The organism is Mycoplasma yeatsii GM274B (assembly GCF_000875755.1).
GTDB classification, from domain to species: Bacteria; Bacillota_I; Bacilli_A; order Mycoplasmatales; family Mycoplasmataceae; genus Mycoplasma; species Mycoplasma yeatsii.
This window is the reverse complement of sequence record NZ_CP007520.1, coordinates 712,104-730,505: the sequence shown is the minus strand read 5'-3', so window position 1 is coordinate 730,505 and position 18,402 is coordinate 712,104. Positions and strand designations below refer to the sequence as shown.

Annotated in this window: 13 protein-coding genes; 9 read left to right on the top strand and 4 right to left on the bottom strand. The window is 24.0% G+C overall.

Annotation, left to right across the window (positions count from 1 at the left end; genetic code table 4):
* Window positions 1–6 precede the first annotated feature (6 nt).
* From dnaE to MYE_RS03120, 5 genes are all read left to right on the top strand, one after another.
* Window positions 7–2,988: a DNA polymerase III subunit alpha gene (dnaE, locus tag MYE_RS03140; protein ID WP_042733486.1), complete on the top strand. Its 2,982-nt coding sequence runs from the start codon at window positions 7–9 to the stop codon at window positions 2,986–2,988.
* A gap of 10 nt (window positions 2,989–2,998) precedes the next feature.
* A complete protein-coding gene (polA, locus tag MYE_RS03135) occupies window positions 2,999–5,728 on the top strand; it encodes a DNA polymerase I (RefSeq protein WP_042733485.1) in 2,730 nt (909 codons plus the stop codon).
* 8 nt (window positions 5,729–5,736) lie between these two features.
* On the top strand, window positions 5,737–6,564 hold the full coding sequence (gene mutM / locus MYE_RS03130) for a DNA-formamidopyrimidine glycosylase (RefSeq protein WP_042733484.1): 828 nt from the start codon (window positions 5,737–5,739) through the stop codon (window positions 6,562–6,564).
* Window positions 6,565–6,729: 165 nt separating this feature from the next.
* Entirely contained in the window at window positions 6,730–7,965 is a 1,236-nt protein-coding gene (locus MYE_RS03125) for a DnaD domain protein (RefSeq protein WP_042733483.1), read from the top strand.
* 9 nt (window positions 7,966–7,974) lie between these two features.
* On the top strand, window positions 7,975–8,910 hold the full coding sequence (locus MYE_RS03120; protein WP_042733482.1) for an ATP-binding protein: 936 nt from the start codon (window positions 7,975–7,977) through the stop codon (window positions 8,908–8,910).
* Window positions 8,911–8,965: 55 nt separating this feature from the next.
* Here the strand turns inward: MYE_RS03120 and MYE_RS03115 are convergent, their stop codons facing one another.
* Window positions 8,966–10,246, bottom strand: coding sequence for an IS3 family transposase (locus MYE_RS03115; protein ID WP_042733154.1), 1,281 nt, complete (start codon window positions 10,244–10,246; stop codon window positions 8,966–8,968).
* A 90-nt stretch (window positions 10,247–10,336) separates the two neighbouring features.
* Window positions 10,337–10,939 carry a peptide deformylase gene (def, locus tag MYE_RS03110; protein WP_042733481.1) on the bottom strand — a complete coding sequence of 201 codons (603 nt, stop codon included), beginning with the start codon at window positions 10,937–10,939 and terminating at the stop codon, window positions 10,337–10,339.
* A 77-nt stretch (window positions 10,940–11,016) separates the two neighbouring features.
* Between def and rsmD the strand changes: the two genes are divergently transcribed.
* Genes rsmD through MYE_RS03090 form a run of 4 tightly spaced genes read left to right on the top strand, consistent with a single transcriptional unit; the run spans window position 11,017 to window position 15,212 of the window.
* Window positions 11,017–11,586, top strand: coding sequence for a 16S rRNA (guanine(966)-N(2))-methyltransferase RsmD (rsmD, locus tag MYE_RS03105; RefSeq protein ID WP_042733480.1), 570 nt, complete (start codon window positions 11,017–11,019; stop codon window positions 11,584–11,586).
* Between the two features lie 4 nt (window positions 11,587–11,590).
* Window positions 11,591–12,487: a guanylate kinase gene (gmk, locus tag MYE_RS03100; RefSeq protein WP_042733479.1), complete on the top strand. Its 897-nt coding sequence runs from the start codon at window positions 11,591–11,593 to the stop codon at window positions 12,485–12,487.
* A complete protein-coding gene (gene rsmB, locus MYE_RS03095) occupies window positions 12,477–13,748 on the top strand; it encodes a 16S rRNA (cytosine(967)-C(5))-methyltransferase RsmB (RefSeq protein WP_042733478.1) in 1,272 nt (423 codons plus the stop codon). The genes gmk and rsmB overlap by 11 nt, the downstream gene beginning before the upstream one ends.
* A 48-nt stretch (window positions 13,749–13,796) precedes the next feature.
* Complete coding sequence (locus tag MYE_RS03090; protein ID WP_042733477.1) at window positions 13,797–15,212, top strand: hypothetical protein; 1,416 nt, start codon at window positions 13,797–13,799, stop codon at window positions 15,210–15,212.
* 464 nt (window positions 15,213–15,676) lie between these two features.
* Here the strand turns inward: MYE_RS03090 and typA are convergent, their stop codons facing one another.
* Complete coding sequence (gene typA / locus MYE_RS03085; RefSeq protein ID WP_042733476.1) at window positions 15,677–17,506, bottom strand: translational GTPase TypA; 1,830 nt, start codon at window positions 17,504–17,506, stop codon at window positions 15,677–15,679.
* 13 nt (window positions 17,507–17,519) lie between these two features.
* A complete protein-coding gene (locus MYE_RS03080; protein ID WP_042733475.1) occupies window positions 17,520–18,398 on the bottom strand; it encodes a type II restriction endonuclease in 879 nt (292 codons plus the stop codon).
* Window positions 18,399–18,402: the final 4 nt, after the last annotated feature.

The window sequence follows — 18,402 nt, the reverse complement described above, 5'->3', positions numbered from 1 at the left end:
TAAATCATGAATTTTACACCACTGTTTACAGTTAAAAGTGAATATAATTTTTTAGATTCATTAATTAAAATTGATGATTACATTTCTTTTGTTAAAAAGCATGACTTTGATTATGCTTTTTATTGTGAAAAAAACACTATGTTTGGTGTTGCTGAATTTATTAAAAAATCTCAAAAAAATAATATTAAACCAATTGTTGGATTAAACATAGATTTTGACGATCAAACTAGATTATGTATTTATGCAAAAAATAGATTAGGTTATCAAATTATTTGTCATATATCTAGTTTTTTACATGACGGTTTTACTCATTCTGATCAAGATATTAAAAATTATATTTATCAAAATATAAATACAAATGTTGTAGTTATAGCTAATTTTACTGATCAAGAATTTAAAACTAATTTAAAAATAATTTTAAATGATGATTTATATGATGCTGATGAATTGAAATTATACTTAGAACCAATTAACTATTTAGATCCTGATCAAAAAGATGTTTATAAAATTTTAACTGCAATAAGACAAACTAAAACTCTTGATGAAATAAACATTGATTCTTTTAATTGTTATCCTGATATAACTTTTTTAGAACAAAATAATTATTCGGTAAAAAATATTTTAAAAGTAAGTATTGAAATACTTTCAAAAGTAAGTTTTGATCTTTTTGACAATGATACAAAATATTTAATAAAATACAAAACACCAGACAATATTTCAAGTAATGAATTTTTAAAACAAAGATGTGAATTATCTTTAAAAGCATTTATTAAATATAACCAAAAAAATAATCAACAAATTAATGCAAAAGAGTATTTTAAAAGATTGGAATATGAACTAAATGTCATAAAAAACATGGGATTTAGTGATTATTTTTTAGTAGTTGCTGATTATGTTAATTTTGCTAAAAAACAAGATATTATGGTAGGTCCTGGACGTGGTAGTGCTGCAGGTAGTTTAGTTAGTTTTTTATTAAGAATTACTGATGTTGATCCTTTAAAATATGATCTATTGTTTGAAAGATTTTTAAATCCTGAACGTCAAACACTTCCTGATATTGATGTAGATTTTCAAGATAATAGACGTGAAGAAGTTTTAGAATATTTATTTGAAAAATATGGAAAATATAATGTTGCAACAATAACAACTTATCAAACAATTGGTTATAAAATGGCTTGAAGAGATGTATGTAGAGTTTTTAAAATTGAAATGAATATTGTAAATAAAATATCTAAACTTTTAGATCATGATAAAGATATTAATTTTTTAGATTTTGTAAATGAAAACAAAATATTAAAAGATTATTATCAAGATGAAAATTTTAAAACTATTTTTGATGCTATGAATATGATTGTTGGACTACCTAGACAATCTGGAACTCATGCTGCTGGAGTTATTTTATCTGATGTTGATTTAAGACAAATTGCTCCAATTAAAATCGGTTATAATGGTATTTTTCAAACTCAATATGATATGAGTTATTTAGAAGAAATAGGTTTAATTAAAATGGATATTTTAGGTTTAAAAAATCTAACAACATTACAAGAAATTAAACATTTAATACAAAAAAATTACAATATTAATGTTAAATTAAACCAAATCCCATTAAATAATTGAAAAACATTTAATCTTTTACAAAAAGGACATACTTCAGGTATATTTCAATTAGAATCTAAAGGAATGACAGATTTAATCGTTAAGATGAAAGTTGACTCTATATCAAGTATTTCTGATGCTTCTGCTTTATATAGACCTGGTCCTCAAGAAATGATTCCACAATATTTATCTAATAAAAAATTACCTAATCTGAAAGTTATTGATGATAGTGTTTATGATATTTTAAAATCAACATATGGAGTTATTGTATATCAAGAACAAGTTATGCAAATGCTTAAAAAAGTTGGTAATTTTTCACTAGCAAAAGCTGATATTGTAAGAAGAGCTATGAGTAAGAAAAATGCTGATTATATGCATCAAGCAAGAGAAGAATTTGTTGATAATGCAATAAAACTAAACAACTTATCACCAAATAAAGCTAATTTAATTTGAAACTGAATTGATAAATTTTCTAATTATGGATTTAATAAATCTCACTCAATTTCATATTCTTATGTAAGTTATTGATTAGCATATTTTAAAGCTAATTATACTTGTGAATTCTACAGTAGTTTATTAAGCGGAGTGATTGGAAGTGAATTAAAAACACACCAATATATTAAAGAGTTAAATGAATATAATATTAAGATAAATAAACCGATTATTTTAAATACTTCACTAACTTATCAAATAAGAAATAAACAAATTTATATGCCACTAACAACAATTAAAGGAATAGGTATAGAAATTGTTAAAAAAATATCACAAGCAAAAAAAGAAAGTAAAGAAATGTTTAAAGACATTAATAGTTTTGTTTTAGCTATGATTAATCAAAAAGTATCAATAAGTACAATTCAAATTTTAATTAGAGCTGGAGCATTAGATAGTTTGTGAAACTTAAATAAACAAACTATGTTAAAAAATTTAGATATTATTTATGATCAAGCAGTTGCCTTTAAAGATTTAAAAAATATAAGTGATGAAGAAAAAGTTATTCTAATTGATTATGATGAATTTGATGATGAAACATTAGCTATGTTTGAAAAAGAATTATATGGATTTTTTATTGATTCAAATCCTATTTTAAAAATTAAAAACTCTAATTTAAAATACAACCCTGTTGATATTTCAAAATTAACAGTAAATCAAAATCAAATTATTGTTGGATTTATTTCAAACATTAAAGAAATTAAAGATAAGAATAATAATACAATGGCATTTGTTTCAATATTTGATAGTACTTCAGAAGTTGATGTGACTATTTTTGCAAATGATTATGAGCAAGTTAAAGATAAACTTATTGTTAATAAAGCTTATATTATTGAAATTCAACCTAACACAAGACAAAATAAAATATCAGCAAAATTTGTAAAACTAATTAAACAAATCTAAGGAGAAAATTATGAAAAAAATATTAATAATAGATGGTAACTCATTATTATTTAGAGCATATTATGCAACGGCATATTCATCAAGTCCAATTATGAGAACAACAACTGGAACACCTACAAATGCAGTTTATTCTTTTATAAATATGATGTTATCTGTTTTAAACTCGCGAGGTCCTTATGATTGTTTATTTATCGCTTTTGATAAAGGCAAAAAAACTTTCAGACATGAAATGTTAAAAGATTATAAAGCAGGAAGACAAAAAACACCTGAAGAGTTAATAAAACAGTTACCAATAATTAGAGAGTTTTTAACTTCTGCAAACATTTGTTGATTTGAAAGAGATGATGTCGAAGCTGATGATATAGTTGGAACTATTGCAAAAGTTGCTGAACAAAAATTTGATGAAGTTAGTGTTGAAATATTAAGTAGTGATAAAGATATGTATCAACTAATTAGTAATAAAACTGTGTGTGTTGTACCAAAACAAGGTATTGGAAATCCGGATGTAATTAATGAACAAGAATTGTTTAAATTATGAGAAGTTTTACCAAAACAAGTTCCAGATTTAAAAGCTATTATGGGTGATAGTTCAGATAATTTAAAAGGTGTAAGTGGAATTGGTCATAAAGGAGCAAGCAAATTAATAAATACATATGGTAATTTAGAAAATATTTATAATAATATAAATCAAATTTCAGGATCAACAAAAACTAAATTAGAAAACGATCAAGACTCAGCTTTTTTATGCAAGAAATTAGCAACAATTAAAACTGATGTTAATATTGAAGAACTTGAATTTGATCCAATAAATTTAGATCCAAAAAATATTAAAAAATTCTTAACTAAATATGAAATGTTTTCTTTAATAAATAAATTTAATTCTCTTTGTGATATGGATAAAGAAAATGAAACAAAAGAAGAAAAACCAAATATCACTATTTTAAAAAAATGATCTAAAGAATATAATGATGAGAAAAATTATATTTATGTTGAATCACTAGAAGAAAATTATCATTTAGATAATATGATTGGAATTGGTATTTCTAATAGTAAAGGAAATTTTTATATTGATTTTAAAAAACAAGTTCAACAATTGAGTATTTTTGATGATTTTGTTGATGGTTTAATTGATACTGAGTTAGAAAAATTCTTAAAAGATGATAAGTTAGAAAAAATTACATATGATATTAAAAAAACAACTTATTTATTAAAAAATCACGGTTATGATGTTTATGTAACTGATTTTAGTTTTGATTTTATGGTTGCTTGTTATTCATTAAACGCTTTTGCTAAATCAGAATTAGAACATCAAATTAAAATGATTGATCCAAAAATATATTTAGAAAGCAAAGAAGATATTTTTGGAAAAGGTGTTAAGAAAAATCCAAATATTGATTTAGATAAAAAATCTGAATATATTACTAAAAAAGCAATTATTTTAAAAAACAATTTTGATAAATTAATCGATCAATTAAAACAAACTAATACATTAGATCTTTATTACAAATTAGATCATTTATTAATTGAAGTATTATATGTTGCTGAACGTCAAGGAATTTATATTGATAAAAAAGAATTAAAAACTCAAACTCAAAATATTTTAATTAAACTTCAAAACATTGAAAATGATATGAAAGAAATTTTAAATGACATTATAGATGATGATTTTAATTTTGCTTCTCCAAAACAAGTTCAAGAATTATTATTCGATAAACTTAATCTTCCAAACCTAGATAAAAATGCTACATCAAAAGATGTTTTAGAAAAATTACAAGCTTATCATCCTATTGTTAACCTATTAATTGAACATAGAAAATTTCATAAATTATATACAACTTATTTAAAAGGTTTTGAAAAATTTATTTATGATGATAATAAAATTCATACAATTTTTAATCACACTTTAACAAATACTGGAAGATTAAGTTCAGCTTATCCAAATATTCAAAATATTTCTATTCAAGATGAAGATCAAAAACAAGTAAGAAAAATATTTACAACTTCAAGTGATAAAACATTTTTAAGTTTTGATTATTCTCAAATTGAACTAAGAGTTTTAGCTCAAATGTCAAAAGAACAAGTTTTAATTGATACTTTTAATGCTAATAAAGATATTCATGATCAAGCTGCTAGATTAATTTTTAATATATCAAAAGATCAAAAAGTATCACCTGAACAAAGAAGAATGGCTAAAGTATTTAATTTTGGTATTCTATATGGTTTAACTGATTATGGTTTAGCAAATGATTTAAATGTTGATGTTAAAACCGCAAAGCAAATGATAGAAGACTACTATAAGTCATTTCCTGGATTATTACAATTTAAACAAGATCAAATTCAAAAAGCTAAAGAAAATAAATACTCTTCAACATTAACAAATAGAAAAAGACATCTTTTAGAATTAGAATCTAAACAATATTTAGTTAGAAAATTTGGAGAAAGAATTGCTGTTAATATGCCAATTCAAGGAACTGCTTCAGATATTTTAAAAGTAGCTATGATATCTATTTTTAAAGAATTAAAATTAAATAATTTAAAAACTATTATGATAGGTCAAATTCACGATGAAATTATTTTAGAAGTTCCTTTAAATGAATTAGATCAAGTCAAACAAATTGTAGTTGATAAAATGGGTTCAGCTTTAGTTGATATGATTAAATGATTAAATATTGATGATAAAGCGATTATTAATTTAGAAGTGTCACAATCTCAAGCAAATACTTGATATGGATTAAAATAGGAGTTTATATGCCAGAATTACCAGAAGTTAGTACAGTTGTAAAAGTTATCAAACCCAAAATTACAAACAAAATAATTAAAGATGCAAACATATTTTCAGAAAAAATTATTAAAACTAAATCAGCACTTGATTTTAAAAATCTAGTTAAAAATCAAAAAATAAACGAAGTTTTTAATAAAGCGAAATATATTGTTATTGAACTAGATGATTATGTAATTATTTCTCATTTAAGAATGACTGGAAAATGAGTAGTTGAACAACAAAATAATTACAGTTATAAACAATCTTGATTAAGAGCTGAAATTTTATTAGATGATGATATGGTGTTTAGATTTTATGATGCTAGAGGTTTTGGAACTTTAGATATTTATAATAAAGATAATTATTTATTAGAATCTAAATTAGATAAATTAGGACCAGTTCCATTAAATGGACAAACCACAGTTGAGTATTTATATTCAAAAACAAAAAATAGTAATAAAGCAATTAAAACTTTATTACTAGATCAAAATATAATAGCTGGATTAGGAAACATTTATGTAAATGAAGTTTTATTTTTATCAAAAATTTTACCTAATAAAGCTTCTAAGTTATTATCAAAAGAACAAATAAAAGATATAATATACAATGCTGAACAAGTTTTACAAAAAGCTATTGAAATGAATGGAACTACAATTAATGATTTTGAATCTTTACCTGGAGTTAAAGGTCAATATCAAAATGAATTAAAAGTACATTTACAAAATAATAAAAATTGCAAAGTATGTGGATCAAAAATTTTAAAAATTCAAGTAAATCAAAGAGGAACATACTATTGTAATAACTGTCAAAAATAACTGTTGTTGAAAAGTGGAAAACATATATTAAACACTATGTTAAATAGTTATTTTTAATTGTGTTATAAAACGAAAATAACATTGAAAAATATTTAAATCTTTTAAAAATATTTTAAGGTTAAAACATATTAATATTATTAATATAAAAGCATTAGGGGGATTATTATGGAAGTTTTAAAAAAAGGCTTTAAATATTCAGTAGATAGTCCACCAATTTTGGATGCTGAAGAATACAAAACCTTAACATGTTTATATCAACCATTAATTGGAGCTAAAACAGTTAGTTTATTTTTAACATTGATTCAAGAAAATATCATCACTTCTAAATTAAAAAACCAAGGATTAGATGAAGAAAGACTATGTAGTATTACTCAAATGACTCATAAAGAAATTGTTGATGCTTTAGATATTTTAAATGCATTAAATCTTGTTAAAGTTTATGTTAAAAAAGATCAATCAAAACTAGTTAAATTTCAAATAATTTCACCTTTAAAAAGCAAAGACTTTTTTAATAATGATTATTTAAATAATTTATTAGAAAAAACTTTAGATGAACAAAATTATGAAATTACTAAGTTTATGTTAAAAGGTGTTAATAAAATTAATCAAGATGAATTTGAAGAAGTTCATATTGATTTTGCTGATATCATTGACTATTCATTTATGAATGATTCTAAAAAATACAAAACAAGCTTAAAAGTTAATTCATCAAATTGTGAAAAATTAAAAGAAGTTTTAGATGTAAATTACATTGATACTAAATTAAAAGAACAAAACATTACTATAGATCTATGTTCTGAAAATCTCGCAAAAATACTTGTTGATGTTTTAATTATTAAAAAATTAACTGAAAATGAAGTAATTTTATTAATTAATAATTCATATGATTTTGATAAAAAATCAATTGATTTAATCTTACTTGAAAGAGAATTAATTTCTTTAGTTACAAGTGAAAAACAAAAAAATAAAACTAATACTAAAAAAACTCAAAATCAACAAAACATGATTCAAATTATTGATAACATGCATTGAAATGATTATTGTAAAGCTAAGTATAATATTGATTTATCAGCTTGAGCTCATGCGATTGATAATATTAAAAACACATACAAATTTAATGATGGAATTATTAATTGTTTAATTGATTTTAGTTATAAAAAAAATAATGGATCTATCGTAGTTAAATATATTCAAAAAATAGCTAAAACTTTATATGAAAAAAATATAAAAAGCACTGAAAAAACAATGACTTACTTGAAAAAGATCAAAAATAGTTCAGCTCATGTTGATAAAATAATTCAAACAAACGATCTATTAGAATCTAATTTAGCAAATGATTTTTTAAATGAACAATTATCTCAAAATACAACTATTTTTGAAGAACTTGAAGCACTTTTATAGGAGAATAATATGCAACTAGAAAAATATAAGAATAATAAAAAAATAAATAGTTTAATCATTGAATCACAAAAAAGTCAAACACCTATCACCGATGAGGTGCTTTTAAAAAATCAAGATATATTAGATGATTTTTTATTATTTTATAAAGAGTGTGATATTAACAAAGAATGTGTGCAAAACCCTAAGGGTAATCAAGTAAATATTGTTTTTGAAAATGGTCGTTTTTATATTCAAAATACCGCTTGTGTTCATAAACTTCAACAACAAGAATTAGATAAAATTATAAACAATTATTTATATACTGATTTTGATGTTAAAGATTTTTCTATAGTTGCAAAAGATTATTATTTTAGTGAATTAACAAATGAAGAATTTAATTTATTAACTAATAATGAAAAAAAAGAAAAAGCAAAGATTTTAAAATACGCTTTAGAAAATCAAAAAAAAGGGAATCATAAAGGTATTTATTTATATGGTCCTCCTGGAGTTGGTAAAACTTATATTTTTAAAATTCTAGCTAATACTTTTTCATCTAAAGATTATAAAGTTGTGTTTTGTACATTAAGATCAGTTATTGATAAAGTAAGAAGATCTTTTAATGGAACAAGTAAAAAAGGACTAGAAATTGTTGAAAATTTAAAAAACGTTGATGTGTTATTTTTAGATGATATTGGTGGAGAAAACTTGTCTTCTTGATCACGTGATGACTTTTTATTTGAAGTATTAAATTATAGAATGGAAAATAAAAAAATGACATTCTTTACTTCTAATTTTTCAATTAAGCAACTAAAAGAAAATTTAAGAATTAAAACTACTAATAAAAAATATGCTGATAATATAGATCCATCAGTTGAAGAAATTAAAATTGAAAGAATTATTTCAAGAATTAAAACACTATCATTTGAAAAAGAAATTAAATGAAAAGTTAAGAGAAATTCTCAATAACTTTTCTTTTTTATTAAAAAGAAAAAACCAAGCATTTGAAACCGGGACAAAATTATTAGACTAAATAGTTATGTTTATTATACACACCTCATAGTTCTTGAGGTGTTTTTCATTTGAATTTTTTTAATATTCTTTCATTGTTATATCACTCAATGAAATTTTTAATACATTCTTTTAGTTCACTAAAAGTCATTTCTTTTACTTTCTTTTCAAAGTTATAAAACATTTCTGATTTTAAAATTGAAAAGAAATATTCAGCTTCTCTATTGTCTAGAGAGTTACCTATTCTTGACATTGACACCACTCCACCTCGTTGCTTTATATACTCAAGATATTCATTCGATGAATATGTTACACCATGGTCTGTGTGAATAATAAAGTTTTTAGGAAATTTTGTTTTTCTAATGTGAGTCATAATTAAATTAGTGTCATTATATATGGATAAATTATAACTAACAATTTTCTTTGTTTTGTGATGAATTACGATAGATAAATAAACATGTCTTCCTTCTACATCTATTGGAGCAGGAATGTAACTAACATCACTTGCATAAATATCGTTTTGTAGTCCATTATAATCTCTATTAGCAATATTTGGATAATACACGTTAGTATTTTTTGATTCACGCTTTTTCTTGCACGTTGTTCTTACGTGACAGAAAAGACCTAATTTATTCATTGCTCTTCCTAGTGTTCTAGGGTTAATAATAATGCCATATGTCTTGAAAATATATGCTGATAGCCTTTCTCTACCATATCTTCCGTTTTGTTTTGCAAAAGCTTCTCTAATTATTTCTGCGTGTTCTATAACAGCTTCTTTCTTATCTTTTGATTGTTTCTTGATTTTGTAGTAAAAAGTTGATTTAGGTATTCCAAGAATTTTCATTATTTCCTTGTTAGAAATATTTTCTCCAAATTTTTTCTTAATTTTTTCTATCAGTTCATCTAGATTGTCAACCTTATTTTTCTTTAAAATATCTTCTTTAAAAAGGTCTGTTATTAACCATTCTAAAACTTCGCGATCAATCTCTTTAATCACTTCGTTTCTTTGTTTATCATATTCTTCTTTGTTCTTTCTAGGTCTACCTGATCCTTTACCTTTTTTAGGTGCTTTTCCTGTTTGTGATTCTTTTAGTTCCATACCTAAATTATAATCTTTATATTTTCTAGATAAATATCAGAAGGCTTCTTCTGAAAGTAAATAATTTTCAGAATTTCTAATTTTGCTATAAATATAACAAAATTCTTTTTTAGTAATATTTTGAGATAAATATTCTTTGTAGTGCTTAAATACTTCTAACCACTCACTTACACTTAGTTGCTTTCCTCTTTTCATAAATACTCCTTTTTTGAAAAAAAATAGACCCCCTAGGGGGTCTATCCCTTAGGGAGTCTAATAACTTTGTCCTACTCTCTTTGCTTGATTTTATAAAAGTATTCAGTCATCTTTACAAAACATAGGATCTTGTTTGTTAATTCGATCATAATATAGTTTTCCAATGTTATGTTCCATTTCATGTTGAAACACTATTGCATGATACCCTCTTAAAGTTAAAGTCACATATTGTTTAGTTAATCAATCATAACCTTCAACAACTATTTTATAAGATCTAGGTACAATTCCAGTGTGATCTTGATCGACACTTAAACAACCTTCTCCATCTTTTAAAGCTACAATTTGAGATGATTTTGAAATAAGTTTTGTATTAATCATTGCATATTCTTCAATATCATTTTCATCTCAATTAAATCTAACATAAAACATATCAATATTTGATCCGATTTGAGGAGCAGCTAATCCAACTGCTGGTCTTAAATAATCATCTGAATCTTTTTTATTTTCATTTTCATCTTGACTAACTACAACAAAATCAATTAATTTTTTCATAACTAATTCTTCTTCTTGAGTTAGATTTGTAGGATCTTTAATTTGTTTACAAGTATTTCTAATTACTTCTTTATTAGTATCTTTAAATAGTCAAGAATTTGAAGGCCTATCGTTTTGTAATAAACCCTTTTTAATATCCATATTTACACCTCATTTATTCATATTATAGCAAACTAGTATTTGTTATAATATTATAAATTATCTATAGGAGAATAAGTATGCATATAATAGCTGGTAAGTATAAAAAGATGAAACTTAAAACTTTAGATTCTCGACAAACGCGACCAACACTTACAAGAATAAAAGAAGATATGTTTAACATTTTAAATAACTATTTTATTTTTGAAAATAAGACTAGTTTAGATTTATTTGCAGGTAGTGGATCGTTGTCAATTGAATCTTTAAGCTGAGGTGTGAGATATGCTATAATCAATGACAACAGCAAGCACGCAATTGAGATAATAAAACAAAATTTATCTAGAATTGATAAATCAGATTATGTGTTATATCAAAATGATTACCTACAGCTTTTAGAATTATTAAAAGTAACGAATCAAAAAGTTGATCTGGTGTTTTTAGACCCACCGTTTGCTCATGAAAATTACATGGATTATTATTATGAAATTATTAATTATTTAATAGATAACAATATTTTAAATCCTTGAGCAATTATAGTTTGCGAAGCTGGTGAAAAATTAGATTTAGAAAAATTATCTAAATTAGAATTATTACGTTTTAAAGATTGCAAAAATAAATTTTTATACTTTTTAAGATGAGGAGAAGAATAGAATTATGGCTAATAAAAAAGGTAAAATGATTATTATTTCAGGACCAAGTGGAGTTGGAAAAGGTTCAGTTAATTCAGTATTATTAAACAATCCAGATTTAAAATTAAAATATTCAGTTTCAATGACAACACGTCAACCTAGAGTTGGTGAAGTTGATGGAGTTAACTATCACTTTGTTTCAAATGATGAGTTTGCAAAAGCAATTGTTAATGATGAATTAATTGAATATGCACATTTTGTAGGTAATTCTTATGGAACACCTAGAAAATATGTAGAACAAGAACTAGAAAAAGGTTATAACGTAATTTTAGAAATTGAAGTAGATGGAGCTACTCAAGTTTTAAATAAAGAAGGAAACACTTTATCAATATTTTTAATGCCTCCAACATTAAATGATTTAGCTCAAAGAATTAGAGGAAGACAAACTGAAACTGAAGATAAAGTTAAAGCAAGATTAGATAAAGCTTTATTAGAAATTCCTTTAAAACACAATTATCAATATGTAATTGAAAATGATAGTGTTGATAATGCCGTTGCTAAAATTACTGATGTTTTACACTTAGAAGGATTAACTAATATTAAAGGTCCTACAGTTTATGAAAGATTAGAAAAAATCGTTGAAGAAATTGTAAAAGAAAACTACATGTATTTTGTAAACAACTGAGAAACAAACGTTAAATTACTTGCAAGAAATGAAAAAGAAAAACAAGAAGCTAAAAAATTTGACGCAGAGAAATATTTAATCAAACTTCTAACTCGTAAGGTTTATCATAAAGTTTTAGGTCATGGAGATTTTTCTAAACTATTAGATAAAGATTTTGTTGATTTTAAAATTCAAAAATTAATGTTTAAAATTAATTTCTTTAGTATCGAACAAAAACACCACAATCATGAATTCTAGACAAATAGCTTTTAATATTTTAAAAAAAGTTTTTATTAATAAATCTTATTCTAATATTTTATTAAACTCTTTATCAAATCAAACCAATATTTCTAAACAAGATAAAGATCTAATTTTTAATATTGTTCACGGAGTTATTTCTAATCAAATTTATTTAAAACATATTACCGATAAATTAATTGATAGTAAAAAAACTAGTAAAGAAATTCAAATACTTTTATGACTTTCGATTTATCAATTTATCTTTTTAGATGCAATTCCTAATTATGCAATAGTTAATGAATCAGTTGAAGTAGCTAAAAAAATAAATCGTAAAACTTCAGGTTTTGTGAATGCAGTTTTAAATAAATTTAGTAAAAATATCACTGAGTTCAGCAACGTTAATTTAAAAAATAAAGACTTAGAATTATGTATTAAAAATTCTTTTCCATATAGTTTATATTTAATGTTAAAACAACAATACAATAAAGACATTTTAGATCAAATTGTAGTTGATAATATTAAAATTCCTAGAATTTATTTTAGAGTTAACACTTTAAAAATTTTAACTGATGAGTTTTTTAATAAGTATAAAGATGAATTTAGTTTAGAAAAAACCGATGTTAAAGATTGTTTAATCGCTAATAAATCAATTGTAAATACTGAAATGTATAAAAACGGTTTAATTACTATTCAAGATAAAGCTTCGATTTTAGTTGCAAATATTTTAAATCCAAGCTTAAATTCTAATGTATTAGATATGTGTTCTGCTCCTGGTGGTAAACTTACTCATATTAGTAGTATTTTACAAAATACAGGTAGTGTTATTGGTAATGAAATTAGTGAAAATAAATTAAGTTTAATTAAAGATAATATTAAACGTTTAGGATGTAATAATATCGAACTAATTAATATGGACGCTCGAGATATTAATAAACAAGAATTTTTTGATTATATATTATTGGATGCTCCTTGTTCAGGATTTGGAGTTTTTAAAAGAAAGCCTGAAATTAAATTAAATTTAGATTTTAATCAATTAAAAGCTACTGTTAAACTTCAAGAGCAATTACTTGAAAATGCTTATAAAAATTTAAAAGTTAATGGTGAAATGGTTTATTCTACATGCACAATTAACAAACAAGAAAATGATAATCAAATTACTAAGTTTTTAAACAAACATAAAGATATGATTAAAGTTTTTGAACAACAAATTTTTGGTTTTGAATCAAACACTGATGGGTTTTATATATGTAAAATGAAAAAATTATCATTTAAAGGGTAATTTTTTTCTTTTTTATCTAACACTTTAATGAGGGGTGTGAACATAAATATGAAATTCTTATTACCATTACTTTTTACAACTAGTCAAATAGTTCCAACTTCAATAAATTATAGTACTAATCAAAATATCAAAATTGAATCTGAAAAAAATAGTTTTGAGTTTATTGAAAAATTAGATCATAAAAAAACAGTTTTATTTGATGATAATGCTAGAGTTGATGAAAACACATACAAATACAGCAGAGAATGACTAAGAAATAGAGCTTTATTAAAAGACTTCTTTTTAAAACATTTTACTTTTAAAATATCTGACAAATTTTTAAATTATCTAAATGATGGATTAAATATGAAAATATCATTTGATATCGATATTGAAAGACATTATTTATATCAATATAAAGATAAAAAGATTCAAAAACAAACTAAAAAAGTTGTATGTAATTTTTTAGATGAATTTAATTTTGGTTGTGAGAATCAAAAAGAATACGAAGGAATTGTGCGTATGGACTTTTTTAAAGATCCAAAAGATTTAAAAAGTATAAGATCTGCTTTTTATGACTTTAATACACAATGAAAATGTGGTTATGATAAAAATCTAAAACTTTTAAATATTTATGAAGCAATGGATTTTGAAGTTTATAGAAATTGAGAATGAAATCATAGCAATTTTCCAGTTCCACCATTTTCGCAATTAAAATATTCAGTTAAAGAAGTCAAATACGAGTTTTTAATCCCTAAAGCCGTTTTAAATTCAATTAAAACAATCCCTTATCAAATAAAAGATTATAAAAATATCGATCAACTTGAATATCTTGTAGCTGATCTTGAAAATGAATTCAAAAAACAATTACAAAAAACAAATAAAAATTATTTAGATAAAATTAATAATATTTTTGGTGCTTGAAAATTAACAGATTTTTCAAAAAGAGAATTTGGTAAGTTTAAATGAAGCGATAAAAGTGAAATTATTATAGAAATTCCTATCAGTAAAAAATATGAAAAAGATATTAAAAGTCTATACTTAAAATTACCAATTATTCAAAGAATTGATGTAAGTAATCTAATTGAAATTAATGAGTTAAATATTAAAAAAGAAAATATTAAAAATATTAAAAATTTCATACCAGATCTATCATTTTGATTAAACACCGCTTTAGATTATAGAATTGAAAAAGACGATTTAATACTTACTGTAAAAGATAATTTCAAAACTAAATTTTATGGAGAGAAAAGAATTAAACTTAATATAAAAGAAGAAAAACCGATTAATTACTCAAATCAAAATCAAAATACAAAAAATCCTCAAATAAATAATTATAAAAAACCAAGAAATAAAAATTTATATTCTCAACATAAAGCTTTAATAACAAATCCATATCTTTACATGACAATATCTTTAGTTTTAGCACTTGTTATATGTAGTCTGTACTTTTTAAAAGATAAAAAAGAAAGTACAAAAGACTAAAGAATCTTTTAGATTCCAAATAGAGATAATATAAGAAATAAATATCAAATCAAATAAAAAGAAATGATATATTATACATAAGACGTGGATCAGGGCGTAGCAAAGGTGTGAGAGCAAACGGGGCTGTGACACTACTATCCATGCAAGAGAATCTTGGGTTCTCTTTTTAATTTATTCTAGAGTATTTCTATTAAAAATTTAAAGCTTCATTTTGTTTAATATTCCATGCGATAAAAAACATTGTATTTAATAATTATAAATGATATATTATATTTAAGACGTGGACAGGGCGTAGCAAAGGTGTGTGAGCAAATTTTGCTGTGACACTACTATCCATGCAAGAGAACCTTGGGTTCTCTTTTTAATATATAAAAAATGAGCATTCTTTAATTGCTCATTTTTTTATTTATTCTAGAGTATTTTTGATTAAAAATTTATAATCAATTTTTAATATAATTTTTTCCTTAATATTTATCGTTTCTATGTTGTTTTCTTTCAACTTGAGTCAATCAACGCTTACGTAATCTAATATCAGTTGGTGTTATTTCAACTAACTCATCAGCTTGAATATATTCTAAAGCTTCTTCTAGAGTTAATTTTCTAGGAGGAGTTAATTTAACTGCATCATCACTTCCACTTGCTCTAGTGTTTGTTAACTTTTTACCTGTTGTTGGGTTAACATCTAAATCATTATCTCGTGAGTGTTGTCCAATTATCATACCTTCGTAAACATCAACTTGTGGACCTATAAATAAAATTCCACGATCTTCTAAGTTATTTAAAGCATAAGGTAAACTTTTACCGTTAGCCATTGAAACTAACACACCATTTTGTCTTCCAGCAATTTCACCTTTGTAAGATTGGAACCCCATAGAACTTTTAACCATTATTCCTTCACCGTGAGTATCGTTTGTAAATTCACTTCTAAATCCAATTAATCCTCTTAAAGGAACAGAGTAAACTATTTTATCTCTAATTCCATCAGAATCCATATCCATCATGATACCTTTTCTTAAGTTTAATTTATTAATAACAGTTCCTGAATATTCAGTAGGCACATTTATAATAACTTTTTCCATAGGTTCTAATAGTTCACCGGTCATTGGATCTCTTTGGAATAAAACTTCAGGTTTGCTTACTGCAAGCTCAAATCCTTCTCTTCTCATAGCTTCAATTAAAACGGAAATATGTAATTCACCACGTCCTAGTACTTTAAATCCTTCAATAGTTGAATTTTCTAAAGGTTCAATTCTTAAACCAACGTTAACTTCAGTTTCTTTTTCTAAACGTTCTTTAATATTTCTTGAAGTTACAAATTTTCCTGCTTTTCCAGCGAAAGGTGAAGTATTAACTAAAAAGTTCATTGACATTGTTGGTTCTTCAATAACAATTGGTTTCATTGGTTTTACTACATTTAATTCATTAATAGTATCTCCAATTGAAATATCTTCAATTCCTGCAAAAGTAATAATATCTCCAGCACTAGCTTGTTTTACATTAACACGACTTAAACCTTGATATACCATTAATTTTGCAATTTTACCTTGTTTAATTGAACCATCATTTTTTACAATAGTAACAGTTTGATTTTCTTTGATTGTTCCTTCAAAAATTCTTCCAATTCCTAATCTTCCAACAAAACTGTCATAAGCTAAAGTTGAAACTTGCATTACTAAATTATTATTAGCTAACTCTAATGGATAACTTCCTACTTGATTTACAATTGTTTCAAATAAAGGATCTAAATTTTCTGATAATTCTTCTAAGGAATATTGAGCAATACCATCTCTTGCTATTCCATATAATGTAGTGAAATCTAGTTGTTCATCAGTTGCATTTAATTCTAAGAATAGTTCTAATACTTCTTCAACAACTTCTTCTGCTCTTTGATCTTTTTTATCAATTTTATTAATAAATAAAATTGGTTTTAATCCCACTTCTAATGCTTTTTGTAAAACAAACCTTGTTTGAGGCATTGGTCCTTCACTTGAGTCGACTAACAGAATAACTGTATCAACTGTTTTCATGATACGTTCAACTTCACTTGAAAAATCAGCATGTCCTGGAGTATCAACTATATTAATTTTGATATCCTTATAATTAATTGAACAGTTTTTAGAATAAATTGTAATTCCTCTTTCACGTTCTTGATCGTTTGAATCCATAACTTGAGCTACAACTTCTTGATTTTCACGAAATGCTCCACCTTGTTTTAATAATGCGTCAACTAATGTTGATTTACCTGCATCAACGTGAGCAATAACGGCTATGTTTATTATTTTTTGATTATTCATTAATACACCTCTACTATAATTTATTATTTTTTAGTTTAGAAAAAATTCCATCTTCTAAGTCTTTTATATTGTATAAATGTTCTCACTTATAATAGATTTCTTCCAATTCTTTTGCTGAACTCGCTCAACCTTGTCCGTCAGTTACTCATACAAAATTGAAATTTTTTATATCTTTAGAATCTTCAAGTATTTTTTGATAACTTCTTCAAGTTTCTTGAATTTTAGAACCAGTTGTTCCATAGTAATTACATTCAATTGCATAAATATTAGATCCTACAACAATTACAAAATCAAATCTTTTATTTTTAGATACTTTTGATAAATCTATATTAAATTTTTTTGATATTTGTTTTATGGTCATTTGAGAAAAGTAATCTTTATCTTTTTGATAACCCGCTTTTATTATTTGGTTCTCAACAATAGATTCCATTATCTTTCCTGATCTATTTTTTCTTGCATTAGTATCCATCCCAACCTCAACACCTAATATGTAATCGTTTAAGTTAGTTATACGATTATCTTTAAATAATCTAATTAAACCAGTGTTTATGAAAAACTTTAAATACTTATCTTTTGTTAAATATTGTCCAACATCAAATTCTAATTCCAAAATACTATCTTTATTCTCTCTTATAAATATCTTATTTTCAGACTCAGTATTTCTTATTGCTATTAATATAGGTAAACAATTTACAACACTTGGGTGTTTGTCTATTAAATTTTCAAAATCATTTTCTATATCATCTGAACCAATAATAGAACTTAAAAGTTTTAATTCTTCTTTATATTTATCAGCTTTTTCAAATACCTTGTCAAAATCTACAAAATATCCTCAGTTTACTATTGTTTTTTGTAAGTTACTAATTCAGTAATTAAAATCTAGCTTTTCCACACTA